Origin of the sequence: Puniceibacterium confluentis, from assembly GCF_007923445.1 — a bacterium.
Classification (GTDB): Bacteria; Pseudomonadota; Alphaproteobacteria; order Rhodobacterales; family Rhodobacteraceae; genus Puniceibacterium; species Puniceibacterium confluentis.
This window is the reverse complement of the sequence record NZ_VOJI01000001.1, coordinates 409016-435417: the sequence shown is the minus strand read 5'-3', so window position 1 is coordinate 435417 and position 26402 is coordinate 409016. Positions and strand designations below refer to the sequence as shown.

The following is a 26402-nucleotide window of genomic DNA, read 5'->3' as shown; positions in this document are numbered from 1 at the left end:
CGTTTCTGATGATCCTATATTGCGCCATGGGCGGATAAATGCGACTCAGGAAATCTGCGGACATGTAAGGGAGAGTTACACAATGAACTGGGCAACCCTGCCGCCACTGTCCGCCCTGCGCGCCTTTGCCGCCTATGCCGAAACCGGGTCGGTCACCCGGGCGGGGCAGTTGCTGAACGTCAGCCATGCCGCCATCAGCCAGCAGATGCGGAGCCTGGAAACCCACCTTGGTGTCGCCCTGCTAGACCGGTCGGCCCGCGCGCTCAGCCTCACCCCCGAGGGCCTGCAACTGGCCGACACTCTGACCGAAGGCTTCGGGCGCATCTCTCAGGTGATCGAGGCGCTGACCGGCGCCGATGCCGACCGCCCCCTGCAGGTCGCCACCACCCCCAGCTTTGCCGCGCACTGGCTGATGCCGCGTCTGGCCAGCTTTCGCGTCGCCCATCCCGGCATCGACATCATGATCAACCCCAGCCCGAAACGCACCAACCCCGCGCCCGGCGGCATAGACGTGGCGCTGCGCTTTGGCATGGGCCACTGGCCCGGGCTTGATGCCGAGCTTCTGGTGCAATCTCCGGTGGTCGTCGTCGCCGCGCCCTCGCTGATCGGCGACCTGACACCAGAGAGCCCCGAGGATCTGCTGGATTTTCCCTGGCTGCAGGAACTTGGCACCTCGGAAAGCACGCTTTGGCTGGCCGGGCGCTCCGTCACCGGTCTGCGCACCAAGGGGGTGATTCATGTGCCCGGCAACCTGGTGCTCGACGGTGCCCGCAACGGCCAGGGCATCGCCATCAGCACCCGCGTTTCCGTCGAAGAGGATCTGCGCGCAGGCCGCTTGCGGCTGCTGTTCGAGGAAACCGAAGAAAACGGCTATCACATCGTCACGGCGCCGGGTGTGATGCGCCCGCCGCTGCGCGATTTCGTGACCTGGCTGCGACGCGAAGCCCGCACTGGCTAAGCCGCGGCAGGCAACTTTTTGGCGGACGTTTGCGGCCCGATAACGGGTGAGCGCAAAAAAAGCACCGGCGAACTACGTCGCCGGTGCCTGTCTGTGTCCTGAAACCTGGATTGCGTGGTCCGGGCCGGCAGGCCGGATCAGCTCGGCCCGATCATGAAGCAGGTCACCTGACGCGCCTGCAACCGGCGGCAGGCCAGGTCGGCCATCTCGCGGCTCAGCCCCATGAAGTTTGCATCAAACCCGCCCTTGCGGTTGACGACTTTGCGCAGGGATCCGTCCAGTGTCGACATCTCGGCCAGGGCCGTCTGCAACAGCACCTTTTCGGCGGCATACTTGCTGGGATAACGCCCGACATTGACGCCCCAGTGACGCCCCCCCGAGGTCGAGATCCGCTCGACCACTTCGGCTTCCACCTTGGGCGCCTGCACGGCTCCGGCGCTGGCGAGAACCAGTTCCGCGGGCCGCCGCACCGGCTTGATCGAAGCGGCGGGCGCAACCGCTGCAACCTGCACCGCTTCGGGCTGCGCCACAGGCACCGTCGGCGCGGTGACCGGCGCGCTCGAGACGTTCTGTACCGCCTCCAGTATCGACTCGATATCGGTACGCACTTCCGCCACCAGCAGCCCCGGGACAGGAGCGTTGGCGGCGCGTGCCACCGGGCGCAGGCTTTGGGTGACGGCGGAGGAGGCGATGCGAATCGATTTTCCCCGGGTCCCGGGCATGGGATCCGAGGTTTGCGCAACCATCACGTCGACATCGCCGCGCCCCTCGTAGGGCGGCTTTCCGGGGGCTCGAAAGGCGACGCGGCTTGGCGCCTTCTTGAAACCGAGGTCCAGCAATTCCGCCACCTGCGCATTGCGGGACGCCGTGGACCGGCCGCCGAATACCGTGGCGATAATCCGTTCGCCGCCGCGTTCGGCCGAGGCGGTAAGATTGAAGCCCGCAGCACTGGTGTAGCCCGTCTTGATGCCGTCCGCCCCGGCATAGCTTTGCAGCAGTCGGCGGTTGGTATGCGAGACGGTCGTGACCCCGGCATCTGCGGTCTGACGCGAGAACAGATTGTAGTATTCCGGGTAGTCATAGATCACGTGACGGCCCAGGATCGACATGTCATGTGCCGTCGAAAGATGGCCCTCTTCGGTCAGGCCATGGGCGTTCTTGAAGGTCGTGCGCATCATGCCCAGTTGCTTAGCCGTGCGGTTCATCCGGCGGGCAAAAGCCGCTTCGGATCCCGAGATCGCCTCGCCTATTGCGGTAGCGGCATCATTCGCGGACTTCACCGCCGCAGCGCGGATCAGGTAGCGCAGCTTGATCTTCTGCCCGGGCCGCAACCCCAGTTTCGAAGGCGGCTCCGACGCGGCGTGGCGCGAGATGGTGACATCGGTGTCCATGCTGATTTCGCCGTGTTCGACCGCCTGGAAGGCAATATACAGCGTCATCATCTTGGTCAGCGACGCCGGATGCAACCGGGCTTCGGCGTTCTCGGAATGCATCACCTCGCCAGTGCGCGCGTCCATGACAAACGCCGCGTATGGCGCGGCCCAAGCGCTGAACGGCACCAAAAGTACCAACCAGAGAAAGGTGATGAAATACAGGCCAATTCGGCCCGGCTGCCTACGCCGTCCCGTCACGATATGTCGCCTTCTGCTGCCTCGAGCTCCCGATGTTTCGGTGAGCTTTTTTATAGTTGATTACAGAAAAGGTAGCACATCAATTGCCGCGGATAAACCCTTCATTCAGTTAATGAATCCAGATTTAGTGCCGGGCGGTCAACCACATCTAGCGCCCGACTCGGCATCTGACGCTAGACCAGCGATTGTGGCAGCATTATGGCGCTGACTCAGCCGATTTCGCACACAAGATTCGCCAGTCCGCCCAGATCGTCCAGAACCCGGAATCGGGCGGATTCGGGGGCATCCGCGTGCTCCAGGCCCCAGGCCAGTTCCTGCGGGACAAAGACCCCCCAGCCGCCTGCCTCGATGGCAGGGACAACATCGGATTTCATGGAATTTCCGACCATCATCGCCCCGGCGGTGCCCCCGGGCGTGGCTCCGAAGATGCGGGCATAGGTCTGCGCCGTCTTGTCGGACACGATTTCGACCGCGTCGAACAGATCGCCAAGCCCTGACTGCGCCAGCTTGCGCTCCTGGTGCAGCAGGTCACCCTTGGTGATCAGAACGATGTGGTGGCTTTCCGCCATGGCCCGCACCGTATCCTCGGCATGCGGCAACAACTCTAGCGGGTGCGCCAGCAACTCTTGCCCGGCGTTCAGCAGCTCGGAGATGACGCTGGCAGGCACCTTTCCCCCGGTCACTTCGATCGCCGTCTCGATCATCGACAGGACAAACCCCTTCACGCCGAATCCGTAGTGGCCGATATTGCGCCGTTCGGAATCGAGCAGCCGCGCGTCCAGTGTCTCGCAGTCGGCGTGGTCGGCCAGAAGCTCCGCAAAGCGCGCCTGCGTAAGCTTGAAAAACCGCTCGTTGTGCCAAAGCGTGTCATCCGCGTCGAAACCGATTGTTTGCAGATTCCGGGTCATAGTTTCCCTGCCTTGCCTCTCGGCCCTTTTCTATGAGCCACGAGAGGTTATATAGGAGAACCTATGCTGACACCGCAAACCAGATCGAGCGTCATGACCCACGGACCGTCCTTTGCAGATTTCTTCATGAGCAAAGACGCGAAGCCCCCGCCGGGTGACGCGCATGATGTGGACGTGGTTGTCGAGGCCAAGCCCAAGACCAAGCGCCCGCCGCTGTACAAGGTGCTGCTGCTGAATGACGATTACACGCCGATGGAATTTGTCGTGCACGTGCTGGAACGGTTCTTTGGCATGACCCACGCCCAGGCCTTTGAAATCATGCTGACGGTGCACAAGAAGGGCGTCGCCGTCGTGGGGGTCTTCAGCCACGAGATCGCCGAAACCAAGGTTGGCCAGGTGATGGATTTTGCCCGCCGCCATCAACATCCGCTGCAATGCACGATGGAAAAGGAATAACGCGCCTGCGCGCGACATAATTGCCATGGCCACATCCCGACTGACCACTTGCCTCGACGACGGCAGCCTTTCCCTGCCGTCCGAAGGCACCATCGCGCTGTTCGGCGCGACTGCCGATCATGACCTGTCGGCCCTGCCGGTCGACCGCTGTCAGGTGATCCAGACCTTTCGCCCCGACCATGATGCGCTCGCCGCGCGCGGGTTCGACTGCGTGACCGAACCCGCCGGTCCCTATGCCATGTCGATCGTCTTCCTGCCGCGCGTCCGCACGCAGGGTCAGGCGATGGTCGCAGCCGCCTGCGCCGCCACGCCGGGCGGCACACTCTATGTCGACGGGCTCAAGACCGACGGGATCGAACCGATGCTCAAGGCCTGCCGCACCCGGGCCGACGTCCGCGGCCAGGTCTCGAAGGCGCATGGCAAGGCGCTCTGGTTCCCCGCCTCGGAGGCCTTTGCAGACTGGACCAGCCCCGGACCCGGACGCATCACGGACGGCTACCTCACCGCGCCCGGCGTGTTCTCGGCTGATGGCATCGACCCGGCCTCGGCCGCGCTCGCCGACGCCCTGCCCGCCAAGCTGGGCCAGAGCGTCGCTGACTTCGGCGCCGGCTGGGGGTATCTTTCGGCGCGGATTCTCCAACGCCCCGAGATCGCCGTGCTGCATGTGGTCGAGGCGGATCACACCGCGCTCAGCTGTGCCCGCGCCAACCTCGAGGACCCGCGCGCGAAATTCTACTGGGCCGATGTGCCGGGCTGGACCTCGCCGGAACGGCTCGACACGGTGGTGATGAACCCGCCGTTCCACACGACGCGCAATGCCGATCCGGCGCTGGGTCAGGCGTTTATCGCCGCTGCGGCCCGGGCGCTCAAACCCGCCGGACATCTGTGGATGGTGGCCAACAGGCACCTGCCCTACGAAACCACGCTGGCGGAACTCTTTGGGGAGGTCAGCGAAGTGGGCGGCGACGGGCGCTTCAAACTGTTCCATGCCCAACGCCCCTCTCGCCCCCGGCGCTGAACTGGGTTAGGTTCCCGCCAGCACAACAGCGCAAGGCCGCCTCTTCAATGTCATTCTCGATCGAAGGCAAGACCGCCATCGTTACCGGCGCCGCGAACGGTGTCGGCCTCGCCATTGCCCGGCATTTTGCCCAGCGCGGTGCCAACGTGATGTTCGCCGACATGGACGAAACCCGCCTGTGCAAAGAGGTCGGCGAGATCCGCGAGGACGGCAACATGCGCTACTTTGCCGGCGACCTGCGCGAGCGACTGACCCTTGCCAACCTCCTGTCGGCCACATTGGATGCCTATGACCGGGTCGACATCCTGGTGAACGGCAGCCGCCAGATGACCGCCACCGACCCGCTGGATGTCGAGGACACCTCGGTCGACGCCCTGCTTGGCCAGAACCTGATGACGGCACTGCGCCTCAGCCAGGTGGTGGCGCGCCGGATGATCAAACAGGCCGGAGATCAGCCCGAAGGCCAGATCGGCGCCATCGTCAACCTCAGCTCGATTGCCGCGCGGCGCACACATCCCGACCTGCTGGCCTATTCCGTCTCCTGTGCAGCACTGGACCAGATGACCCGCTCGCTGGCGGTGTCGCTGGCTCCGCACCGGATCCGGGTCAATGCGCTGGCCTTTGGTTCGGTCATGTCCGCCAGCCTCAAGGCGGCGCTGAAGGACCATGGCGAATACCGCGAAGACATTGAAAGTCACACGCCATTGGGCCGCATCGCCTCGCCGGGTGAGCTGGCCGAGGCGGTGCAGTTCCTCGCCTCCGAGGGTGCCAACTTCATGACCGGGCAGATCATGACGATCGACGGCGGCCGCACCCTTCTTGATCCGGTTGCCGCACCGGCTCACTGACACGACGGACCTCAGCCCGGTGCATGCGGTGCCCGAAGCCGATCGACATCGCTGCAAAACGTCTGCCCGCGGACGGCTGATGCGGCGCACTTGTCCCAGATCAAGGAGTCCCGCGTCCGAGCCGGATATGGACTTCTTCAAATCCATAGCGAAACGCCCTAAACCGGCGTCACCAAGACAGGACAGTGCCATGACCGAAGACTTCGCCTCTCAAAAGATCCGCGCCGCCGACTGGTTCCGGACATTGCGCGACCAGATCGTCGCCGCTTTTGAAGGGCTTGAAACCAGCCACTCTGACGGCCCGCTTTCGGACAGCGCCCCCGGCACGTTTGAAGTCACCGAAACCCGGCGCGGCTCGGACGACGGCTCGGACGCGGGCGGCGGATTGATGAGCGTGATGCGGGGCGGGAGGGTGTTCGAAAAGGTCGGCGTCAATGTTTCGACCGTGTACGGCACGCTTGCTCCGCGCGCGCAGGCCGCAATGGCCGCGCGCAAGGGCATTCCCGGCATGTCGGATGACCCGAGGTTCTGGGCCAGCGGCATCTCGCTGGTGGCCCACATGCAGAACCCGCATGCCCCGGCGGTGCACATGAACACCCGGATGTTCTGGACGCCGCATGCCTGGTGGTTCGGCGGCGGATCCGATCTGAACCCCTGCATCGAATATGCCGAGGACACCGCCCACTTCCATGCCACCCAGCAGGCGCATCTTGATCCGCACGGACCCTCCCATTACCCGAAGCTCAAGGCTTGGGCCGATGAATATTTCTACATCCCGCACCGCAATCGTGCCCGGGGTGTGGGGGGTATCTTCATGGACGATCACTGCACCGGCAACTGGGAAGCGGACTTTGCCCTGACGCAGGACATCGGCCGGGCGTTCCTGCCCGCCTATCTGCCGCTGGTGGAAAGGCGCCGCACCACCCCTTGGGACAGCACGGACAAGGACACGCAACTGGTTCATCGCGGCCTCTATGCCGAATACAACCTTGTCTATGACCGGGGCACCAAGTTCGGTCTCGAAACCGGGCATGACGCCAATGCCGTGTTGATGAGCCTTCCGCCGCTGGCCAAATGGGTCTGACCCACCCCTGACCTTGCCGCCCGGCCAGCACGGCGCCTGCCTCCGGCGGGGATATTTGACCCCGGAGACGCCTGAAACACAGGGATGTCACGCCGGGGTCAGAATCTCCTCGGGGGCGGGGACGGCAGGCCGGACGGGGGCGGACTGCCGCCTATGCAGCCGTCTGCGCGTTATGCAGCCTCAAACGCCTCAGAGCGTCCCGTCAATCCACGTCCCGGGCGGGATCCCGTCCAGAGTCCATGTTCCGACCGACCAGCGCACCAGCCGCAGACAGGGAAGCCCCACATGCGCCGTCATGCGCCGGACCTGCCGGTTGCGGCCCTCTGATATCGTGATCTCCAGCCAGCAATCCGGCACCGATTTGCGAAACCGCACCGGCGGCTGGCGCGGCCACAGATCCGGAGGCGCGATCCGGGCCACCCGCGCAGGCCGGGTCGGCCCGTCTTTCAGCGTGACCCCGCGCCGCAGATCCTCGAGCTGCGGGTCCGAAGCCACGCCTTCGACCTGGACCAGATACGTCTTTTCCAGTTTGAACCTCGGGTTGGCGATCCGTGCCTGCAACGGTCCGTCGTCGGTGAGCACCAACAATCCCTCGCTGTCGCGGTCCAGTCGTCCCGCCGGGTACACCCCCGGCACCGCGACATAATCTGACAGGGTCGCGCGCGCACTGCCCGCGGTCCCCTTGTCGGTGAACTGCGACAGAACCCCAAAGGGCTTGTTGAGCAGGATCACCCGGCCGTTTCGCGGCTGCCCGGTCTTACGCATCGCGGCGGCGCTCGGCGAAAAAATCGCGCAGCAGCGTTTCGGACGCCCCGGCGCCGATGCCGTCGTAGACCTCGGGCACATGATGACACTGCGGATGGCTGAACACCCGCGCGCCCTGCGCCACCCCTCCGGATTTCGGATCCCCCGCGCCATAATACAAACGACGTATCCGCGCGGCCGAGATCGCCGCGGCGCACATCGCGCAGGGCTCCAGCGTCACATAAAGGTCGTGGTCCGCCAGTCTCTCGACCCCCAGCGCCACACAGGCGGCGCGAATCGCCACGATCTCGGCATGTGCCGTCGGGTCGTTGCCCGCGCGCGTCGCGTTGCCACCGCAGGCCACGACCTGACCCGACGGATCGACGATCACCGCCCCCACCGGCACCTCGCCGCGCGCCCCTGCGGCCCGCGCCTCGGTCAGCGCGGCTTCCATATGGCTGGTAAACGTCATAACCCGCTCCTTGCGCCGCAGCGCTCTTTCCCAAGCGCGCAATATAGGCTAGCGCAGGAGAATGAGCAAAGACACAGCCCCCAAAGCCACCCCGCCCGGAGACCGCATCGCCAAGGTGCTGGCCCGAGCCGGTGTGGCCAGCCGCCGCGAAGCCGAGCGGATGATCGAACTGGGCCGCATCGCGGTCAATGGCAGCGTGATAACCCGTGCCGCGCTGAACGTGACCGACAAGGACCGGATCACCGTTGACGGCAAGCCGCTGAACGCCCCCGAGGCGCCGCGCCTGTGGCTGTATCACAAGCCCACAGGCCGCGTGACCACCACCAAGGACGAACAGGGTCGGCTCACCATCTATGACGATCTGCCCGAAGACATGCCGCGTGTGATGTCGGTGGGTCGGCTCGACCTCAATTCCGAAGGTCTCTTGCTGCTGACCAATGACGGCGGCATCAAACGCAAGCTGGAACTGCCCAGCACCGGCTGGTTGCGCAAATACCGCGTGCGGGTCAACGGGCGGCCCAGCGACGAGTCGCTGAAGCCGCTGCGCGACGGGCTGGTGATCGACAGGCAGCGCTATCTGCCGATGATCGTCAGCATCGACCGCCAGCAGGGGGCCAACGCCTGGCTCACCGTGGGCCTGCGCGAGGGCAAGAACCGCGAGATCCGCCGCGCAATGGAAGACATCGGGCTGAGCGTGAACCGGCTGATCCGCACCTCTTACGGACCGTTCCAGCTGGGCCAGCTGAAACCGGGGGCCGTCGAAGAAGTGCGGCGCAAGATCCTGCGTGACCAGCTGGGCCTTGACGCGGCGGAACCGGACGCCCCGGCAAAACCCGCGCCCCAGCGTCGGCGCAGGTCCGGCCCCCGCCCCGGCGGAGACTGAGGCGGCTGTTGGCAGCAACTGGCGGCCAACAATTCACCCGGAATGTGACACCCGCCGCAGGACAGCGCGACCGGGGCTGTACGCGCCCGGTCGGGAGATGACCCGGCAGCGCTTGCCGCCAGGTGCGGTTATCGGCTGCGAACCGGCGGCCGCAATATGTAACGCGTTGATTTAAATTGACAACGCTTCACGGACCACAGTGGACGTACCGTGAAATCATCGCGAATCTGCCCTCTTTCTGCCCGGATTGCCCGTCAGTTCTGAGCGCATGATGATAACGTTTCTCGCTCTCACCGTGATGGTCGGCTCCACCCTGATGGTGCTGTCAAATCTGCGACTTGTGGCCCAGGACACGTTCCAGGTGCTGCGCGATGCTGTCGGCCGCGGATTGCGGTCCGGACACCTTGGGCAAAAGCTTGCCTTCGGCGCGCTCTGGGCGCTCATCTTTGCGCTGGCCTCGCTCTGACGGGAAGGGAAGAACCGTGTACATCCACTCCACAGACGCGCGCCAACCGGACAGCCCCGCACAGGGATTGACGTTGCTGTATCTGGCCGCCTGCCCGCTTTTCCTGTGGTATCTTGATGGTGCCGTGATCTCGATGGTGTCGGCGTCGGTCCTGCTGGGCCTGTTCGCGCTGGCGCTGTGGCTCGTTGCCGAAGGCAGCCGCCTGCATGCCGCCTATGATGCGGCCGAAGTTGCGGTTCACCCGCGACTGCCGCGCAAACTGGCGGGCTCGGCGCTGGTCGGGGTTCTTGTCGCGATCCTGGCCGCCACCCAATTTTCCGAGACATTGCCGGTGCTGGCGTGCGGCGCGATTGCGACCGGGTTGTGCGTTGCCGCCTTCGGCGCCGATCCGATGCAGGACAAGGGCAGCAACGATCCGATGGTGCTGCAGCGGCAGCGGACCCGCGACGTGTCGCTGAGCGCCATGCGCCTGCTCGCCGACCTGGATCAGAAGATCGACAGCCTTGACGACAGCGAGTTGCGACATTGCACCACCGCCGTGCGCCACGTCGTGGAACGGTGCCTGCGGGCCCTGGCCCGGGACCCGCAGGGACTGGGACCGCTGTGCAAACCGCTGATGAAGTTCCTGGACATGGCCCTGCGGGAAGCTGATCGCCTGCAGGTATCATGGTCGGACGAGAGCCGGAGTTTTGCCCGCCAGAGATATATCCTGAAGCTTGCCGCAATGATCGAGATTTTCGAAACCCGCGCCCGTCGGCAACGCGTTGCCGCAGGTCAGGACAGCTTCGAGCTTGAGGCTGACCTGCTGCTGGACAGAATGAAGCGCGCCATCACGGACTGACGATATTTTGGCGGTGCACACGGGACTGTTTGGCCTTTCCCCCTAGCAAGCGTCGGTCGATTCACCTAAGTTCGGACTGAGTTGCAACACCCAGGGGGTGACATGTCCGGCACCGGCCTTCAGAAAGTGACCTATGTCCTTCTGATCGTGCTCCTTTTCGGGGTATCGTCAGGCTTCCTCGGGGGGCTTTGAGGCATGGCGCAACGTTTTGGCGGCAAATACAGCCCGGATAGCACCGGCGCGCCGGAAGAGGGCAGACCGGCCTTTGACGGCGCACGGGTCGATCCGGTCGGCGCACGCAGCAACCTGCTGTTTCTGCCGCCGGTGCTGCTGGCCTTTACATCGCTGACCGCGGGTGCCGCCGGATTGGCGGCCGGCCTCTCGGGGGCGGCGGTGTTGACGCTGGGCGCCTGGTTGCTGCGGGACGGCCTGCGCGCCGAGGCTGAATTCAACACCCGCCGGGTGGCCCGGCGACCGGCGATTCCGCGCAAGATCCTGGCCGCGGCCTGTGCCGGTCTTGGTGCCGCGCTGGCCGCCTTCAAGACCGACCCCGGCCTGGTGGCGCCGTTGATTTACGGTGTCGCCGCCGGGGCGCTGCACGTCGGTGCCTTTGGCATCGACCCGCTGAAGAACAAGGGCATGGAAGGCATCGACACCTTCCAGCAGGACCGCGTTGCGCGGGTGGTGGACGAGGCCGAGAAATACCTGGCCGCGATGACCGATGCCGTGAAGCGCGCCGGCGACCGCCAGATCGAAGCCCGGGTCGAACGCTTTCAGGTCCGGGCAAAGGAATTGCTGCGCACCGTCGAGGAAGACCCGCGCGACCTGACCGCCGCGCGCAAATTTCTGGGCGTTTATCTGATGGGCGCGCGGGACGCGACCATCAAGTTCGCAGATGTCTATGCCCGCACCCGCGACGCCCAGGCACGCACCGACTACATGATGCTGCTCACCGATCTCGAAGAGAGTTTCGGCGCCAAGACAAAGAAACTGCTGCTGGACACGAACAGCGATCTCAACGTCGAGATCGAGGTCCTGCGCGACCGTCTGCAACGCGAAGGGGTGCGCCTTTCCTGAAGGCCCCCGTTCCAGAAATGAGGAAATTCCATGTCTGAGAATGTCCGCGCCAAGGCGCAGGAAACGCTGGCTCTGGTCGACGAAGTCAATGCCGTGGTTCTGCCGGAACCGAAGGACGCAGATGCCATCGTTCCGCTTGCCGAAGCCGACGCCCATGCCAGCGAGGAAATCCGCTCGCGCATGGATGAAATCGACATGACCGACACCCAGTCCATCGTGTCATTCGGCTCGGCGGCGCAGGCGGAACTGCAAGAGATCAGCCAGGCCATGCTGGCGGATGTCCGTAACAAGGACGTTGGTCCGGCCGGCGATTCCCTGCGCTCGATTGTCAGCACGATCCGCGGTTTTTCTGTCTCGGAACTGGACGTGCGCCGGGAACGCAGCTGGTGGGAGAAGCTGCTGGGCCGCGCCGCACCCTTTGCCAAGTTCACGGCGCAGTTCGAAAAGGTGCAGACACAGATCGACCGCGTGACCGAGGACCTGCAGAAACACGAGCACACCCTTCTCAAGGACATCAAGTCTCTGGATCTGCTCTACGAAAAGACCCTCGATTTCTATGACGAACTGGCGCTTTACATCGCCGCGGGCACGGAAAAGCTGCGCGGGCTGGACGAGGTCGACATCCCCGCCAAGGACGCCGCGGTCAAGGCCGCCCCCGAGGCCGATCAGGTCATGGTGGCACAGGAACTGCGCGACCTGCGTGCCGCCCGCGACGATCTGGAGCGCCGGGTGCATGACCTGAAACTCACACGGCAGGTGACGATGCAGTCGCTGCCCTCGATCCGGCTGGTGCAGGAAAACGACAAGAGTCTGGTGACCAAGATCAATTCGACCCTGGTGAACACCGTCCCGCTCTGGGAAACACAGCTGGCTCAGGCGGTCACCATCCAACGCTCGGCCGAAGCCGCCGGTGCGGTGCGCGAGGCCAACGACCTTACCAACGAACTGCTGACCGCGAACGCCAAGAACCTGCGCGATTCCAACAAGGTGATCCGGCAGGAGATGGAGCGCGGCGTGTTCGACATCGAAGCCGTCAAGCAGGCCAATGCCGACCTGATCGGCACGATCAACGAAAGCCTGGCCATTGCCGACGAAGGCAAGGCCCGCCGGGCCAGGGCCGAAGACGAGTTGCAGAAGATGGAAAAGGAGTTGCGTGATACGCTGGCATCGGCCAAGGCGCGGCGCGACGGTGTGGGCGATACCGCCGGCACCTCTGTTCCGAAGGCCTGACATGATCCGTCGCGGCATCACCGCTGCCTTTGCGCTGCTGGCTCTTGTGGCCTGCGAGCCCCTGCCTCCCGCTCCGCCCGAGGTGAAGCCGCAGGCACGCCCAGTTGCCCCGGCACTGCGCCCGATGGTCAAGCCCGTGTCGCGCAAGCTGCCGTCTGCCGCCAGCGCAGCCCTGGCCAGCTATTATGTCCGGGTGGAAACCGACCTGAAAGCACAGGGGTTGCTGCGCACGGACGGCGGCGGACCGGACACGCCCTTTACCGACACCATGCTGGCGCGGAATTTCGAACAGATCGCGCTGGCCGAGGAATATGAACGCGGTCAGGGCTTCCGCCCGTCGTCAGGCCGTCTGGGGCGGATCAAGAAATGGACCCAGCCGGTGCGGGTCACCGCCGAGTTCGGGCCTTCTGTCACCGATGCCGAACGCAGCAAGGACAGCGCCTTTCTGTCGCGCTATGTCAGTCGGCTGGCGCGGGTGACCGGCCATCCGATCACGACGTCCGACAGCAATCCCAACTTTCACGTCCTGTTCATGAGCGAGGATGACAGCGCTCTTGTGGTCCCGCGCATTCTGGAACTGGTGCCGGACATCAACCCGACATCGCTGCGCATCTTTGACAACATGCCGCGCGCCATCCATTGTCTGGTCATCGCCTTTTCCGAAGAGAACGGCGGCTACAGCTATGGCAAGGCGATCGCTCTGGTGCGCGCCGAACACCCCGACCTGCTGATGCGGTCGTGCATCCACGAAGAGGTGGCGCAGGGTCTGGGACTGGCGAATGACAGCCCGCAGGCGCGTCCGTCGATCTTCAACGATGACGACGAATTTGCCCTGCTGACCACACATGACGAGATCCTACTTCGGATGCTCTACGACTCGCGCCTGAAGCCCGGCATGTCCGCCGAAGAAGCGCGCCCCATCATCCAGGAGCTTGCGGCCCTCAACGTTGGCGGGCCCAGCTGACCCCAATCACCGACAGGAGGCCATGACATGGGCATTTTCGACTTTCTCAGCGGACAGTTCATCGACGTCATCCATTGGACCGACGACAGCCGCGACACCATGGTCTGGCGCTTTGAACGCGAAGGGCACGAAATCAAGTATGGTGCCAAGCTGACGGTGCGCGAGGGCCAGGCCGCGGTCTTTGTGCACGAGGGGCAGCTGGCGGATGTGTTCACGCCCGGGCTTTATATGCTCGAAACCAACAACATGCCGATCATGACCTCGCTGCAGCACTGGGACCACGGCTTCAAGAGCCCGTTCAAGTCCGAGGTCTATTTCGTCAACACCACCCGGTTCAACGATCTCAAATGGGGCACGAAAAATCCGATCATCGCCCGTGACCCCGAATTCGGCCCGGTGCGCCTGCGCGCCTTTGGCACCTATTCGATCCGCGTGACCGATGCCGCAAGGTTCCTGATCGAAATCGTCGGCACCGACGGCGAATTCACCATGGACGAGATCAGCTTTCAGATCCGCAACATCATCGTGCAGGAAGTCAGCCGCGTTCTGGCGTCGTCCGGGATTCCGGTGCTGGACATGGCCGCCAACACCGCCGATCTGAGCAAGCTGGTGGCCGGCGAAGTCTCGACCACGATCATGGCCTATGGCCTGACGATGCCCGAGATGTATATCGAAAACATTTCCCTGCCCCCTGCGGTCGAACAGGCGCTGGACAAGCGCACCTCGATGGGGCTCGCCGGGGATCTGGGCAAGTTCACGCAATACTCGGCCGCAGAGGCGATGACCGCTGCCGCAAACAACCCCGCCGGGGGGGGCATGGCCGCGGGCCTTGGTGCCGGCATGGGAATGGCGATGGCACAGCAGATGGCCAGTCAGGGCCCCTGGGGGGCAGCCCCGGCGGCGCAGGCACAGGCCCCGGTCGCACCGCCGCCCCCGCCCGTCGAACATGTCTGGCACATTGCCGAAAACGGCCAGACCAGAGGGCCGTTCTCGCGCGCCGCACTGGGCCGGATGGCGACAAGTGGCGAACTCAGCCGCGACAGCTATGTCTGGACTGCCGGCCAGGACGGCTGGTTGCGGGCCGAGGATGTGACGGAACTGGCGCAACTGTTCACTGTCCTGCCGCCACCGCCGCCGGGCGCCTGAGTCCCGCCTTCATCTGCCGCTAGATTTTCCTGCCGGAAGTTCAAACGTTCATGTCCGACATTCCGCCCCCCGCGCCAGCCCCTGCACAGGAGCACCGCTTTCCCTGCGACAACTGCGGTTCGGAGATGCGATTCGACCCCGGACGGGGCCTGCTGATCTGTGACCATTGCGGCAATACCGAACAGGTCACCGGCACCGCAGGCCCCTGGGACGGCGGCATCAAGGAACTGGATTTCCGGCGCGCGCTCGACAACCTTCTGCCGCTCCAGGAACTTGAAGAGACCCGCGTCACCACCTGCCCCAACTGCGGCGCACAGGTGGAATTCGACCCGGACGTGCACGCCACCGAATGTCCGTTCTGCGCCACGCCTGTGGTGGCCGACACCGGCACGCACCGTCACATCAAACCGCGCGGCGTGCTGCCGTTCGAGCTAGATGAACCCAGGGCGCGGCAGGCGATGACCGACTGGCTTGGCGGTTTGTGGTTCGCCCCCAACGGCCTCACCGATTATGCCCGCAAGGGTCGGCGCATGCAGGGGATCTATGTCCCCTACTGGACCTATGACGCGGACACCAAGTCCAGTTACCGGGGCGAGCGTGGCACGGTCTACTACGAGACCCGAACAGTGATGCGCGACGGCAAGCGGCAGACACAACAGGTGCAAAAGGTCCGCTGGCGCCCGGCATCGGGTCGCGTGGCCCGGTTCTTCGACGACGTGCTGGTGCTGGCGTCGACCTCGCTGCCCAAACGCTTTACCGATGCGCTGCAACCCTGGGATCTGACCCGGATGGAGCCCTACCGCCCCGAATTCCTCGCCGGGTTCCGGGCCGAGGGCTATACCGTCGATCTGGATGTCGGTTTTACCGAAGCACGCGGGCTGATGGACCAGCAGATCGCCCGCGATGTGAAGTTCGACATCGGCGGCGACCGCCAGCGCATCCACAGCGTGGATACCGATGTCAGCGCCATCACCTTCAAACATGTGCTGCTGCCGGTCTGGCTGGCCGCCTACAAGTACCGTGGCAAGAGTTACCGCTTTGTGGTCAACGGCCAGACCGGCCGAGTGCAGGGCGAACGGCCCTGGTCGACCTGGAAGATCGCTCTCGCGGTGATCGTGGGTCTGATTGTAGCTGCCGGTGTCGGCTATGTCGTCGCAATGAACCAATAGGAGCGCGCCGGGATATGCTGATACACTTTGCCGACGGCCCTGGTGCGCCGAGCCGGACCTATAGATGCTTTTTTGCCCCGGGAACCGCCCGCACATGCGCTGCGGGGGCTTGCCCCCGCCACGCCCACAAGGCAAGTTAGCGCAAACATTTTGAGGAGATCGCCATGATCCTGTGCTGCGGAGAAGCCCTGATCGACATGCTGCCGCGCGAAACCAGCGCAGGAGAGCCCGCCTTTGCGCCGTTGTCCGGCGGCGCGGTGTTCAACACCGCCATCGCGCTTGGCCGCCTGGGTGCGCCATCGGGATATTTCGGCGGCCTCTCGTCCGACCTCTTCGGCGCCCAGCTCTGCGCCGCGCTGGATGCCTCCAAGGTCGACTATTCCCTGTCGCCGCGCAGCGACCGCCCCACAACGCTGGCCTTCGTGACCCTTACCAACGGCCACGCGAAATACGCCTTTTATGACGAGATGACGGCCGGGCGGATGCTGGCGCCCACGGATCTGCCGGATCTGCCCGCGACGGTCACCGCCCTGTTCTTTGGCGGCATCAGCCTGGTGTCGGAACCTGCCGCAGACACCTATGCCGCGTTCTGCCAGCGCGAGGCGGGGCGCCGGGTGATCATGATGGATCCGAACATCCGCCCCAATTTCATCACGGACGAGCCGGGCTACCGCAAGCGGCTGGACGCCATGCTGCCCTGCGCCGACATCATCAAGGTTTCGGACGAAGACATGGAGTGGCTCGGCACCACCCCGGAGGAGCTGATCTCCAGAGGCACCGCTCTGGTGCTGGTGACCCGCGGCGCCGAAGGCGTGGATGCCACCAGCGCCGCCGGAACCCTGCGCGTGCCCGCGAACAAGGCCACGGTCGTCGACACCGTCGGCGCCGGTGACACCTTCAACGCCGGACTTCTGGCCGGGCTGTCCCGTGATGGCCTGCTGACGCGCGACAGCCTGCGCAGCGCGTCACTGGACAGCCTCCGGCCCGCGGTCGCATTGGGCGCACAGGCCGCCGCCATCACCGTCAGCCGCGCCGGCGCCAACCCGCCCTGGCTGCACGAACTGTGAGGGCACTGCTGCAACGGGTCAGCCGGGCGTCGGTGGCCGTCGATGGCGCCGTTCTCGGCGACATCGGCCCCGGACTGCTGATCCTCGTCTGCGCGATGCAGGGCGATACCGAGGCCACGGCCGACCGACTGGCCGCAAGGATCGCCAAGCTGCGCATCTTTACCGATGACGCGGGAAAGATGAACAGGTCGGTACTGGACACCGGCGGTGCCGCTCTGGTGATCAGTCAGTTCACTCTGGCTGCGGACACATCGCGCGGCAACCGTCCCGGCTTTTCCACCGCGGCAGCGCCGGACGCGGGCAGGCACCTGTATGAACATTTCGCCGGGCAGATTCAGGCGCAGGGCATCGCCACGGCGACCGGACGCTTTGGTGCCGACATGGCCGTCAGCCTGGTGAATGACGGCCCGGTGACCATCTGGCTGGACACCGCGGACTGACGCCTCGGCGGTTAAAAGAGCGCGCCGATCTGCACCGCTGACCGCACCCCGTCGATGATGCGCAGATTGCTGACCTCGGCGGCCCGGGCCGGCAGGTCGACCATGCCGGCACAGCCCAGCACGATGCTCTGCACACCATCCTCGCGCGCGGCCTCCGCGACCTCGTCCAGAACCCGCAACGCCGAAGCCTCTGGATCCCGCTCAAGATCGAGCACCGCGACCCCGCTGGCCCGCACCCGCCCCAGGTGCCCGGCCAGACCGTAGCGGCGGATGTTGCCCTCGAGCACCGGGACGGAAACCGCCAGCGTCGTGACCACGGAAAACCGCTCTCCGGCGAGCACCGCCATGTGGTAGGCCGCCTGCCCGATGCCGATCACCGGGCAGCCGGCAATGGCACGCGCTTCGTCCAGCCCGGTGTCGTCAAAACAGCCGATGATCACCGCCTGCGGGCCCAGTTCGGCGGCCTTGGCCACCAGCTCCAGCAACGGCGGCACCGATGCCTCGCCATCCTCCGGCCCCTGAATCGCCGACGGCCCGTCGTGCGAGGTCCAGCCGACCACCTTGATCCCGCGCGCCACGTCCCGGGCTGTGCGCACCATGGCATCGGTCATCGACACGGTGCTGTTGGGATTGATGAGAACGATCATACCACCCCGCTGCCCGCATCCGAACCATGGGCGGCGCGACGCCGGGTCGCAATCCAGGTGATGCCCAGGAATACCGCGATCATCGCCAGCGAAAACAGCGTGGTCAGCGTGCCCAGCGCATACAGCACAGGCGAGGTCACGTTGGTGGTCATGCCGTAGATCTCCAGCGGCAGCGTGTTGTAACTGCCCGCCGTCAGCAGGGTGCGGGCGAATTCGTCATAGCTGAGGGTGAAGCCGAACAGCGCAACCCCGATCAGCGATGGAGCGATGATCGGCAGCACCACATGGCGCAGCGTCTGCCAGGGGCTGGCGCCCAGATCGCGCGCCGCCTCCTCATAGCTTTTGTCAAAGCGGTTGAACACGGCGAACATGATCAGCAGACCAAAGGGCAAGGTCCAGGTCAGCTGCGCCCCGAACCCGGATGTCGCCCAGTGCACGGTCAGCCCGGCCTGCGAAAACATCAGCCCGACACCCAGCGAAATCAGGATCGACGGAATCACCAGCGAGGTGATGATGAGATAGAACAGCACCGTCGCGCCGGGGAACTTCTTGCGAAACGCCAGCCCGCCCATCACCGACACCACAACGGTCGTCACCATCACCATCAGCCCCAGGGCGAAACTCCGCCGGAAGCTGCCCCATATGTCGCCCACCGCCTGTTGCTCGAACAGGTCGCGGAACCAGTACAGCGAGGTGCCCCGCATCGGAAATGTCAGCCCGCCGCCCGGTCCCTGAAAGGACAGGATGCCGATGGTGATCGTGGGTCCGTACAGGAACAGCAGGAACAGCGCAAAAAACACGGACAGCACGTAAAAGGATCTGGGCCGCGGCTCCATCCTACAATTCCTTCCGGATATCGACAAAGCGCAGCAGGATCGCGATCACGATCAGCACAGTGGCCAGCAGGACCATGGCCGTTGCCGCCGCAGAGGGATATTGCAACAGCGCGATGTCGTTTGAAATCAGCCGTCCGACGTTGGCCGACTGGCTGCCGGACATGAATCGCACGGTGATGAAATCACCCATCACCAAGGTTATCACAAAAATCGACCCGATCATGATCCCCGGCTTGCAGAGCGGCACGATCACGTTCCACAGGATCTGCAGGCCATTTGCTCCGGCATCCCGCGCCGCCTCGATCAGCGCGCGGTCGATGCGCATCATGGTGTTGAAGATCGGCACCACCATGAACAGCGTGTAGAGGTGCACAAAGGCCAGGATCACGGCAAAGTCGGAAAACAGCAGCCAGTCCAGCGGCGCGTCGATCACGCCCCAGGACATCAGCGCCGAATTGGCAATCCCGTTGCGCCCCAGAAACGGGATCCAGCTGATCATCCGGATGATGTTCGAGGTCCAGAACGGGATCGTGCACAACAGGAACAGGGCAATCTGCCAGGTCAGGCTGCGCACATGGAACGCCAGAAAGTAGGCGACTGCAAAGCCGATCAGAAAGGTGAAGGCCCAGGTGATCAGCGCGTATTTGAAGGTGTTCACAAACACCCGGTACGTCACCGATGAGCCGAACAGAAACTCGTAGTTGTCGAACTCAAAGGCCGGAATGATGGAAAATTCGGTCGCCTGCCAGAAACTGACCACCGCAATCATCACGATCGGCGCCACCAGAAACACCAGCAACACCAGCGCCATCGGCGCCGCCTGAAGCCAGGCCAGTATGCCCGCATGTCGTCGCTGTATCCGCATCCTTCAGATCCCGCATCTTCTCTGGGTCAAATATGCCGGGGGTGTGGGGGCTGGCCCCCGCTCCGGCGACACCGGCCGGGCGCCACCGCCCGGCCCGCAGAACTCACATCACGCCGCGATGAATTCATTCCACTTGCGCACCATGTACTGGTTCTCGTCCATGACCGAGTTCCAGCAGGCCACTGCGCCCATCCGTTCTTCGAAGGATCCGCCGTCCCGCGTCTCGCCTGCCTGTGCCAGCGGATCGCCGAACGGCGAGGTGATGACGTCCGTGGCTTCCTTGCCCTCGAACCAGTAGCCCCATTCGTTCTCGGACATGTAATCCTTCGAGGTCGACGGCACCGCCGAATAGTACCCCTGCCGCATCAGGAATCCGCCGACCCAGCCGTCGAGGTACCAGTTGATGTATTCATAGGCCGCATCACGTTCCAGACCGGTCAGGGCCGCTGACAACCCGATGCCGCCGCCCCAGGACCGGTAGCCCTCTTCCAGCGGCTGGTAGACGCAGGGAATACCCTTGGATTTCACGGCGGTGATGGCGGGTGACCACATCGACTGGATCACCACCTCGCCGCTCGCCATCAGGTTGACCGATTCGTCGAACGACTTCCAGAAGGCGCGGAACTGACCGTTCTTCTTGGCTTCGGTAAAGATGCCAAGGGTCATGTCGATCTCTTCCTTCGTCATGTTGCCCTTGTCGCCGTAGGTGTGTTCACCCATCGATTCGATGACCATCGCCATGTCCATGATCCCGATCGACGAGATGTCGAGAATCGACGCCTTTCCCTTGAACTCGGGGTTCAGCAACTCGGCCCACTTGGAAATCGGCCGCCCGATCAGGTCGGGACGGATGCCCAGTGTGTCGGCGTTGTAGATGGTCGGGATCAGCGTCATCCAGCCCGACTCTTCCTGCACGAAGTCGGTGCCGTCCGGGCCGGAGGTGAACCCGACGGTGTGCGGCGCCGTGCCCTGGGCGATGACGCTTTCGGGGGTGAGCTTGCCATCGCGGAAAATGCCGACGATCTTGTCGTAATTCTTGATCTTGCTGGTATCCATCGCCTGCAGGTTGCCGGCCGGCCAGACCTTCTTGCAGATAAAATACTCGATATCCGCGATGTCAAAGCTGTTGGGCTGGGTTGCGGCGCGCTGGGTCACCGAATCCGTGTCCAGTGCCGTCATTTCCAGCGTGAAGCCCAGGTCTTCCTTCACCTTCTGCGCCACCTCGTTGAGGTTGGACACGCCGGTGCCGAACTGGCGCAGGGTCACATCCTTGATGTTCTGCGCCCAGATCATCGGCGCGCCGAGGGTAGATCCGGCGGCAAAGGCCGCACCGCCCTTGAGCACTCCACGGCGGGAAATCGATTTCAGTGTCATAAGTCTCTCTCCTTGTCAGACTTGCGCCGCGTCACGCGGTCAGTTTGTGCAGATTGCGCGCATCCCAGACCAGGCCGACCGGGTCCCCGGGGCTGCGCGGGCTGGAAAAGAATTCGGTATCGGGCACCAGGGCCGTGACCTCCTGATCACCTGCGATCCGGGCCAGCACGGAAACGTGCGTGCCCTGATATTCGATGCCGGTGACACTGGCGGCGATGCCGCTGCCCGGCGCGCCGACGCCGACGGCATCGGTGCGAATGGCAAAATGTCCCTCTGGCAGGGCGACAACGTTGTGCCCGCCCATGAACTGCGCCACGAACCGGGTCCTTGGGGCGTTGAACACGTCCCGCGCCGGACCGGCCTGTTCGATCACCGCGTTGTTCATCACCACGATCTCGTCCGCCAGGGCCAGCGCCTCGTCTTGGCCGTGGGTCACATGAATGAAACTGATGCCCAATTCGCGCTGCAGCTTGCGCAGCTCGCCCCGCATGCGGATTCGCAGAAACGGGTCCAGCGCCGACAGCGGCTCGTCCAGCAACAGCACCTGCGGCCGGGTGATCAGCGCGCGGGCCAGCGCCACCCGCTGTTGCTGCCCGCCTGAAAGCTGATCCGGCAGTCGCTGGGCCATCGCGGACAGGTCGACCAGTTCCAGCATCTCATGCGCCTTGTTCCGCCGCTCTCCGACGTCCACACCCTTCATCTTGAGCGAAAAGGCGACATTGTCGGTCACACTCAGGTGTGGGAACAGGGCATAGCTCTGGAACATCATCGCGGTGCCGCGTCTGGCCGGCGGCAGGTGCGAGATGTCCCGCCCGGCCAGATTGATTGCGCCGTCGCTGACCGACTCGTGACCGGCAATCATCCGCAGGGTCGAGGATTTTCCGCAGCCCGAGGGCCCCAACAGGCAGGTGTAGCTGGCGGGTCGGAAATGATGGTTGATGGCATCGACCGCAATCGTGTTGCCATAACGTTTGGTGACGGAGACCAATTCAAGGTCCTGGATCGGCTGGTTCATGTTACCCCCGTGGCTTGACGACGATCTAGCCTGCGGGGGCGCGATGCTTGCAAACAGTCACGGCCGCTGCCGGGCAGCGATGCAGCGGATTGCTCAAAACTCAGTCAGGTTGCCGAGGCTCTGCCCGCTTTTCGGACACAATATTGTATACAATAGTTCCACGCGAGGTCGCGCGCCGTCCCCTGCTTGCTGTGGGCGAAGCGCTCTGGCATTCCTGAACCCAGAGATTTGACCATGAACAGCCCTGACACCACACCCCTGCGCAGTCTTGCCCGCCTTGCCGCCAGCGACAGGGTGGCCGAGGCGCTGTCGCTGGCAATCCACGAACACCGGCTGACACCGGGCACCAAGCTGGGCGAGGACGACATCGGCGAGGTCTATGGCGTCTCGCGCACCATCGTGCGGGCGGCCTTGCAGCGTCTGGCGCATATCCAGCTGGTCGAGATCCACCGCAACCGCGGTGCCTATGTCGCCCAACCCAGCCAGCAGGAGGCACGCGAGGTGTTCGAGGCCCGCGAACTGCTGGAGCCCCGCACCGCCCACATGGCCGCCACCCGGGCGACGGCCGCGGATATCGCCACGCTGCGCCGACATATTTCCGAGGAACATGCCGCCATGGCCGGCGGCGACAGGGGGCGTGCGCTGCATCTGTCGGGCCTGTTTCACAAAGAGATTGCCCGCATCGCCGGTCAAGAGACGATCGGCGGCTTCATTGCCACGCTGATCGCCCGCTCGTCCCTGATCATCGCGCTGTACTGGCGGCGCGAATCCGCCCTGTGCGAAAGCCACGCCCATCACGCCCTGATCGAAGCGATTGCAGCAAGCGACGGCACCAGCGCCGAGGCCCTGATGCGCAGCCACCTGGTGGACCTGCACACCGCACTGGACCTGCGTCAGACCACGGCGCCGGCCCGGACCCTGAAACAGGCGCTGATCAACCCGGGAACCTGAGCCTGACGCGCAGTCCGGGGTTTGCATCCTCCAGTGTCAGCGCCGCATCGTGCACCTGCGCGATGCCCGCAACAAGGCTCAGACCCAGCCCGTTGCCCGGCGTCGAACGGCTGCGGTCCAGCCGATAGAGGCGGCGCAGCACCTGCTCGCGCTCGGATTCAGGGATTCCGGGGCCGGTATCGCGGACCGACAGCTCGACATCGGTCTCGGTCTGGGACAGGGCGACCGTGATGCTGCTGCCCGGCGGGGTGTGCCTCAGGGCGTTTTCAATCAGGTTGGCCAGCACCTGACCCAGCAGGTTGCGGTCACCGTGCACCGGACGCACCGGATGCTCGGGCAGAACACAGGTCAGGGTCTGGCCGCACTCGGCCGCCGAGGGTTCGTAGACGTCGCACAGCGTCCGGCACACGGCGGCCAGGTCGACCGGGGCGAACCGCGCCCGGGGTGATCCGCTTTCGATCTGCGCCAGTTGCAGAAGCGAATGAAACACCGACACGATGCCATCGAGTTCGGCAAGCGCCTTGTCCACCAGCACACGGTCGGCGGCGGGCAGATCCGCGCTTTGCGACAACTCGTCCAGATGCACCGCGACCCGCTGGATCGGAGTCTTGAGGTCATGGGCGATGTCTGCCGACACCTGCCGCAGGCTGGCCACCGTGTCTTCCTGGCTGCGGGCCATCTGATCGACCTTTGCGCCGATGCGCGCCAGGTCGTCGGACCAGCCGCGGGCGTCACCCACCCGCGCGCCAAGATCCCCCGAGGTCAGCCGGTCCAGGGTGCCGCCGACCACCGCCACATGCCGCGCCCCGCGCCGGGCCAGGATCAATCCCCCCGACAGCGCGATGAGGATGGTCGGCAGCAGGCTCAGGCCGAGGATGTTCAGAAAGACCCCCCGCAGGGCGTCGATCTGCGCGCGGCTTCGCGCCACGGTCAGCTGTCCGCCCCGCAGCGACGACGTCAGGGCCAGATAGCGCCCGGTGATCTCGGGCTGCCCCGGCAGATCCGACACGATGCGGTAGCCGTCCGCGTCGCGCGCCACCACCGCATTGCCGTAATGCCGCCCGTTGGGGGCAAAATAGCTCAGCACCACCCGCTCGGGGTCGGTGCTGCGCGCCTCGGCCTCGACCAGCACGGCAAGCGCAGCCGCAGAGGGGGCGGCGCGGAACCCGGCCATGTCCTGGGTGAGATCGGCGCGCATGGTCATTTCGAACGACCGCTGGGTATAGACATAACTCGCGGCCAGACTGACCAGCGAGATCACCGAAAAAAGCAGCACCAGCCCGCCGGCCAGCCGCAGCGGCATCGAGCGCAGCATCGACGTGCGGGACAGGGTCACGCCTCGATCCGGTAGCCGGCGCCGCGCACCGTCTTGATCAGCTCGGTGTCGAACGGCTTGTCGACCTTGGCGCGCAACCGGCTGATGTGGGTTTCCACCACATTCGTCATCGGGTCAAACGAGATGTCCCAGACCGATTCCAGCAGCATGGTGCGGGTCTGCACCCTGCCCTTGCGGCGCATCAGGTGTTCCAGAATGGCAAATTCGCGCGGCAGCAGGTCGATGTCGCGCCCTTCGCGCGTGACCTTGCGCGCGATCAGATCCATTTCCAGCGGACCGGCGCGCAGCACCGTTTCCTGTTCCAGCGTCTGCGGCCGCCGCGCCAGTGCGGCGACCCGGGCCGACAGCTCGCCAAAGGCGAAAGGCTTGACGAGATAGTCGTCGCCGCCCGCGTTCAGGCCGCTGATCCGGTCCTCGACACTGCCCAGCGATGTCAGGAACAGGACCGGGGTGCTGTTGCCCGCGCCGCGCAGGGTCTTGACCAGCGTCATGCCATCAATCCCGGGCAGCATCCGGTCCACGATCAACACGTCATAGCTGCCGCCCGTCGCCTGGATCAGTGCCTCCTTGCCGCTGGTCACCAGATCGACGCTCTGGCCCTCTTCGCGCAGCCCCCGGGCGATATAGGCCCCGGTGGTGGCGTCATCCTCGACGACAAGCAGTTTCATCACGTCCTCATCCGGTTTCCGGCCATGCGCGCCGTGGCCTTAAAGTCATCGCTTGGGCGGCACAGGGCAAGGGCTGCGGCGATGTTAAACTATTTGTATAGCCGGTCGCACCCGGCTGTGAGGTGCGCGCGTCATATTGGGCTCATCGCATTCAACAGCAACGGAGCGTTCAACGATGACATCCACTCCCCTTCACCGCCGCCTTGCAGGCTCCGCCGCCCTGGTTGCCGCCCTCGCCGCCTCGGGCGTCTCCATGACGGTCGCAACTCCGGCGCTGGCCGTTCCGGCCGGCGGTTACGGAGATCTGGTCGAAGCCGTCTCGCCTGCAGTGGTCTTTATCGAAGTCACGGCCAAGGCAGGCCCCGCGGATGCCCGGCCCCAGTTTCCCGAAGGCATGCCGGAAGAGCTGCGCCGCCAGTTCGAAAAGATGATGCCCCAGGGCAGCGAACAGATGCCGCGTCAGGGTCTGGGATCCGGCTTTATCATTTCCGAAGACGGCAAGATCGTCACCAACAACCATGTGGTTGACGGCGCCGATACGGTGAAAGTGACCCTCGCCGATGGCCGCACCCTGATGGCCAAGGTCCTGGGCAGCGACCCCTTGACCGATGTGGCACTGATCCAGGTGACGTCGGACGAGAAACTGCCGTTCATCACCTTCGGCGATTCAAGCTCGATGCGCCCGGGCGACGAAGTTGTCGCCGTCGGCAACCCCTTCGGTCTCGGCGGCACCGTGACCGCGGGCATCGTCTCGGCAACTTCGCGCGACATCAACTCGGGTCCGTATGACGATTTCATCCAGACCGATGCTGCGATCAACCGGGGCAACTCGGGCGGGCCGCTGTTCAACAACGAAGGTGCCGTGATCGGCATGAACACGGCGATCTTTTCACCTGACGGCGGGTCTGTCGGCATCGGCTTTGCCGTGCCATCGGATCTGATCCAGACCATCGTCGCGGATCTGTCGGACGACGGCAGCATCACCCGGGGCTGGCTGGGTGTGCAGATCAAACCGATGCCCGAGGAAATCGCGCAGGTGCTGGGTTATGATCGTCCGAAAGGTGCCGTGATCGAAATGGTGAGTCCGGACAGCCCGGCCGCCAGGGCCGGTCTGGTCAAGGGTGACATCATCCTGAGCTTCAACGGTGCCGAGATCACCGAAGTGCGCGACCTGACCCGCGCCGTGGCCGCGACAGACCCCGAAGCCACCGCGCCGGTCACGATCCTGCACAAGGGTGCGGAAAAGACGCTGGACGTCACCGTCGGCACGCTGGCCAAGCAGGACGCCTGAGGCAAATTCCGTCGGCA

General features: G+C 64.6%; 28 protein-coding genes. 17 read left to right on the top strand and 11 right to left on the bottom strand.

Features of this window, described 5'->3' with window-relative positions; genetic code table 11:
- Window positions 1-82: 82 nt before the first annotated feature.
- Window positions 83-958 (top strand): LysR family transcriptional regulator, encoded by an 876-nt coding sequence (locus FOY53_RS02070; RefSeq protein ID WP_146585169.1) that lies wholly within the window; start codon window positions 83-85, stop codon window positions 956-958.
- 137 nt (window positions 959-1095) lie between these two features.
- Here the strand turns inward: FOY53_RS02070 and FOY53_RS02065 are convergent, their stop codons facing one another.
- A complete protein-coding gene (locus FOY53_RS02065; protein ID WP_146585167.1) occupies window positions 1096-2475 on the bottom strand; it encodes a D-alanyl-D-alanine carboxypeptidase family protein in 1380 nt (459 codons plus the stop codon).
- A 323-nt stretch (window positions 2476-2798) separates the two neighbouring features.
- Window positions 2799-3497, bottom strand: a complete 699-nt coding sequence (locus FOY53_RS02060) for an HAD family hydrolase (protein WP_146585165.1) — start codon at window positions 3495-3497, stop codon at window positions 2799-2801.
- Window positions 3498-3623: 126 nt separating this feature from the next.
- Here FOY53_RS02060 and clpS point away from each other — a divergent pair, with 126 nt between their 5' ends.
- From clpS to hemF, 4 genes are all read left to right on the top strand, one after another.
- On the top strand, window positions 3624-3953 hold the full coding sequence (gene clpS / locus FOY53_RS02055; protein WP_146585163.1) for an ATP-dependent Clp protease adapter ClpS: 330 nt from the start codon (window positions 3624-3626) through the stop codon (window positions 3951-3953).
- A 25-nt stretch (window positions 3954-3978) separates the two neighbouring features.
- The gene (locus FOY53_RS02050) at window positions 3979-4971 is read left to right on the top strand and encodes a class I SAM-dependent methyltransferase (RefSeq protein ID WP_146585161.1); all 993 of its coding nucleotides are present in this window, start codon (window positions 3979-3981) and stop codon (window positions 4969-4971) included.
- Window positions 4972-5018: 47 nt separating this feature from the next.
- Window positions 5019-5819 (top strand): SDR family NAD(P)-dependent oxidoreductase, encoded by an 801-nt coding sequence (locus FOY53_RS02045; protein ID WP_146585159.1) that lies wholly within the window; start codon window positions 5019-5021, stop codon window positions 5817-5819.
- Between the two features lie 190 nt (window positions 5820-6009).
- Window positions 6010-6903, top strand: a complete 894-nt coding sequence (gene hemF / locus FOY53_RS02040) for an oxygen-dependent coproporphyrinogen oxidase (protein WP_146585157.1) — start codon at window positions 6010-6012, stop codon at window positions 6901-6903.
- A 189-nt stretch (window positions 6904-7092) separates the two neighbouring features.
- Here hemF and FOY53_RS02035 read toward each other — a convergent pair whose 3' ends face one another.
- Both FOY53_RS02035 and FOY53_RS02030 read right to left on the bottom strand, forming a co-directional pair.
- Window positions 7093-7668, bottom strand: a complete 576-nt coding sequence (locus tag FOY53_RS02035; protein WP_146585155.1) for a pseudouridine synthase — start codon at window positions 7666-7668, stop codon at window positions 7093-7095.
- The gene (locus tag FOY53_RS02030) at window positions 7661-8119 is read right to left on the bottom strand and encodes a nucleoside deaminase (RefSeq protein WP_146585153.1); all 459 of its coding nucleotides are present in this window, start codon (window positions 8117-8119) and stop codon (window positions 7661-7663) included. Before FOY53_RS02030 ends, FOY53_RS02035 begins: the two co-directional genes overlap by 8 nt.
- A gap of 61 nt (window positions 8120-8180) precedes the next feature.
- Here FOY53_RS02030 and FOY53_RS02025 point away from each other — a divergent pair, with 61 nt between their 5' ends.
- The 10 genes from FOY53_RS02025 (at window position 8181) to dtd (ending at window position 17402) form a co-directional block, all read left to right on the top strand.
- The gene (locus FOY53_RS02025) at window positions 8181-9002 is read left to right on the top strand and encodes a pseudouridine synthase (RefSeq protein WP_146585151.1); all 822 of its coding nucleotides are present in this window, start codon (window positions 8181-8183) and stop codon (window positions 9000-9002) included.
- Window positions 9003-9273: 271 nt separating this feature from the next.
- Window positions 9274-9468, top strand: coding sequence for a hypothetical protein (locus FOY53_RS02020; RefSeq protein WP_246107244.1), 195 nt, complete (start codon window positions 9274-9276; stop codon window positions 9466-9468).
- Window positions 9469-9484: 16 nt separating this feature from the next.
- On the top strand, window positions 9485-10309 hold the full coding sequence (locus FOY53_RS02015) for a hypothetical protein (RefSeq protein WP_146585147.1): 825 nt from the start codon (window positions 9485-9487) through the stop codon (window positions 10307-10309).
- A gap of 195 nt (window positions 10310-10504) precedes the next feature.
- The gene (locus FOY53_RS02010; RefSeq protein WP_146585145.1) at window positions 10505-11386 is read left to right on the top strand and encodes a 5-bromo-4-chloroindolyl phosphate hydrolysis family protein; all 882 of its coding nucleotides are present in this window, start codon (window positions 10505-10507) and stop codon (window positions 11384-11386) included.
- A gap of 30 nt (window positions 11387-11416) precedes the next feature.
- A complete protein-coding gene (locus FOY53_RS02005; protein ID WP_146585144.1) occupies window positions 11417-12616 on the top strand; it encodes a toxic anion resistance protein in 1200 nt (399 codons plus the stop codon).
- Window position 12617: 1 nt separating this feature from the next.
- Complete coding sequence (locus tag FOY53_RS02000; RefSeq protein WP_146585142.1) at window positions 12618-13580, top strand: DUF2927 domain-containing protein; 963 nt, start codon at window positions 12618-12620, stop codon at window positions 13578-13580.
- A gap of 27 nt (window positions 13581-13607) precedes the next feature.
- Complete coding sequence (locus tag FOY53_RS01995) at window positions 13608-14726, top strand: SPFH domain-containing protein (protein WP_146585140.1); 1119 nt, start codon at window positions 13608-13610, stop codon at window positions 14724-14726.
- 50 nt (window positions 14727-14776) lie between these two features.
- Entirely contained in the window at window positions 14777-15895 is a 1119-nt protein-coding gene (locus FOY53_RS01990) for a TFIIB-type zinc finger domain-containing protein (RefSeq protein ID WP_146585138.1), read from the top strand.
- Window positions 15896-16059: 164 nt separating this feature from the next.
- Window positions 16060-16962 (top strand): carbohydrate kinase family protein, encoded by a 903-nt coding sequence (locus FOY53_RS01985; RefSeq protein ID WP_146585136.1) that lies wholly within the window; start codon window positions 16060-16062, stop codon window positions 16960-16962.
- Window positions 16959-17402: a D-aminoacyl-tRNA deacylase gene (gene dtd, locus FOY53_RS01980; protein WP_146585134.1), complete on the top strand. Its 444-nt coding sequence runs from the start codon at window positions 16959-16961 to the stop codon at window positions 17400-17402. The genes FOY53_RS01985 and dtd overlap by 4 nt, the downstream gene beginning before the upstream one ends.
- A gap of 11 nt (window positions 17403-17413) precedes the next feature.
- Here the strand turns inward: dtd and FOY53_RS01975 are convergent, their stop codons facing one another.
- The 5 genes from FOY53_RS01975 to FOY53_RS01955 all read right to left on the bottom strand — a co-directional run bounded on the left by FOY53_RS01975 (window position 17414) and on the right by FOY53_RS01955 (window position 22139).
- Entirely contained in the window at window positions 17414-18049 is a 636-nt protein-coding gene (locus FOY53_RS01975; protein WP_146585132.1) for an aspartate/glutamate racemase family protein, read from the bottom strand.
- A complete protein-coding gene (locus FOY53_RS01970) occupies window positions 18046-18885 on the bottom strand; it encodes an ABC transporter permease (RefSeq protein ID WP_146585130.1) in 840 nt (279 codons plus the stop codon). The genes FOY53_RS01975 and FOY53_RS01970 overlap by 4 nt, the downstream gene beginning before the upstream one ends.
- A gap of 1 nt (window position 18886) precedes the next feature.
- Window positions 18887-19750 carry an ABC transporter permease gene (locus FOY53_RS01965; protein WP_146585128.1) on the bottom strand — a complete coding sequence of 288 codons (864 nt, stop codon included), beginning with the start codon at window positions 19748-19750 and terminating at the stop codon, window positions 18887-18889.
- Window positions 19751-19858: 108 nt separating this feature from the next.
- Window positions 19859-21124: an ABC transporter substrate-binding protein gene (locus FOY53_RS01960; protein WP_146585126.1), complete on the bottom strand. Its 1266-nt coding sequence runs from the start codon at window positions 21122-21124 to the stop codon at window positions 19859-19861.
- 31 nt (window positions 21125-21155) lie between these two features.
- The gene (locus tag FOY53_RS01955) at window positions 21156-22139 is read right to left on the bottom strand and encodes an ABC transporter ATP-binding protein (protein WP_146585124.1); all 984 of its coding nucleotides are present in this window, start codon (window positions 22137-22139) and stop codon (window positions 21156-21158) included.
- 234 nt (window positions 22140-22373) lie between these two features.
- Here FOY53_RS01955 and FOY53_RS01950 point away from each other — a divergent pair, with 234 nt between their 5' ends.
- Window positions 22374-23090: a GntR family transcriptional regulator gene (locus FOY53_RS01950; protein WP_146585122.1), complete on the top strand. Its 717-nt coding sequence runs from the start codon at window positions 22374-22376 to the stop codon at window positions 23088-23090.
- Here the strand turns inward: FOY53_RS01950 and FOY53_RS01945 are convergent.
- Together FOY53_RS01945 and FOY53_RS01940 are read right to left on the bottom strand one after the other, a co-directional pair.
- Window positions 23074-24426, bottom strand: coding sequence for a sensor histidine kinase (locus FOY53_RS01945; protein WP_246107243.1), 1353 nt, complete (start codon window positions 24424-24426; stop codon window positions 23074-23076). The two genes, FOY53_RS01950 and FOY53_RS01945, sit on opposite strands and share 17 nt — an antisense overlap.
- Window positions 24423-25094, bottom strand: coding sequence for a winged helix-turn-helix domain-containing protein (locus tag FOY53_RS01940; RefSeq protein WP_146585120.1), 672 nt, complete (start codon window positions 25092-25094; stop codon window positions 24423-24425). Before FOY53_RS01940 ends, FOY53_RS01945 begins: the two co-directional genes overlap by 4 nt.
- A 175-nt stretch (window positions 25095-25269) precedes the next feature.
- Here FOY53_RS01940 and FOY53_RS01935 point away from each other — a divergent pair, with 175 nt between their 5' ends.
- Complete coding sequence (locus FOY53_RS01935) at window positions 25270-26385, top strand: Do family serine endopeptidase (RefSeq protein ID WP_146585118.1); 1116 nt, start codon at window positions 25270-25272, stop codon at window positions 26383-26385.
- Window positions 26386-26402: the final 17 nt, after the last annotated feature.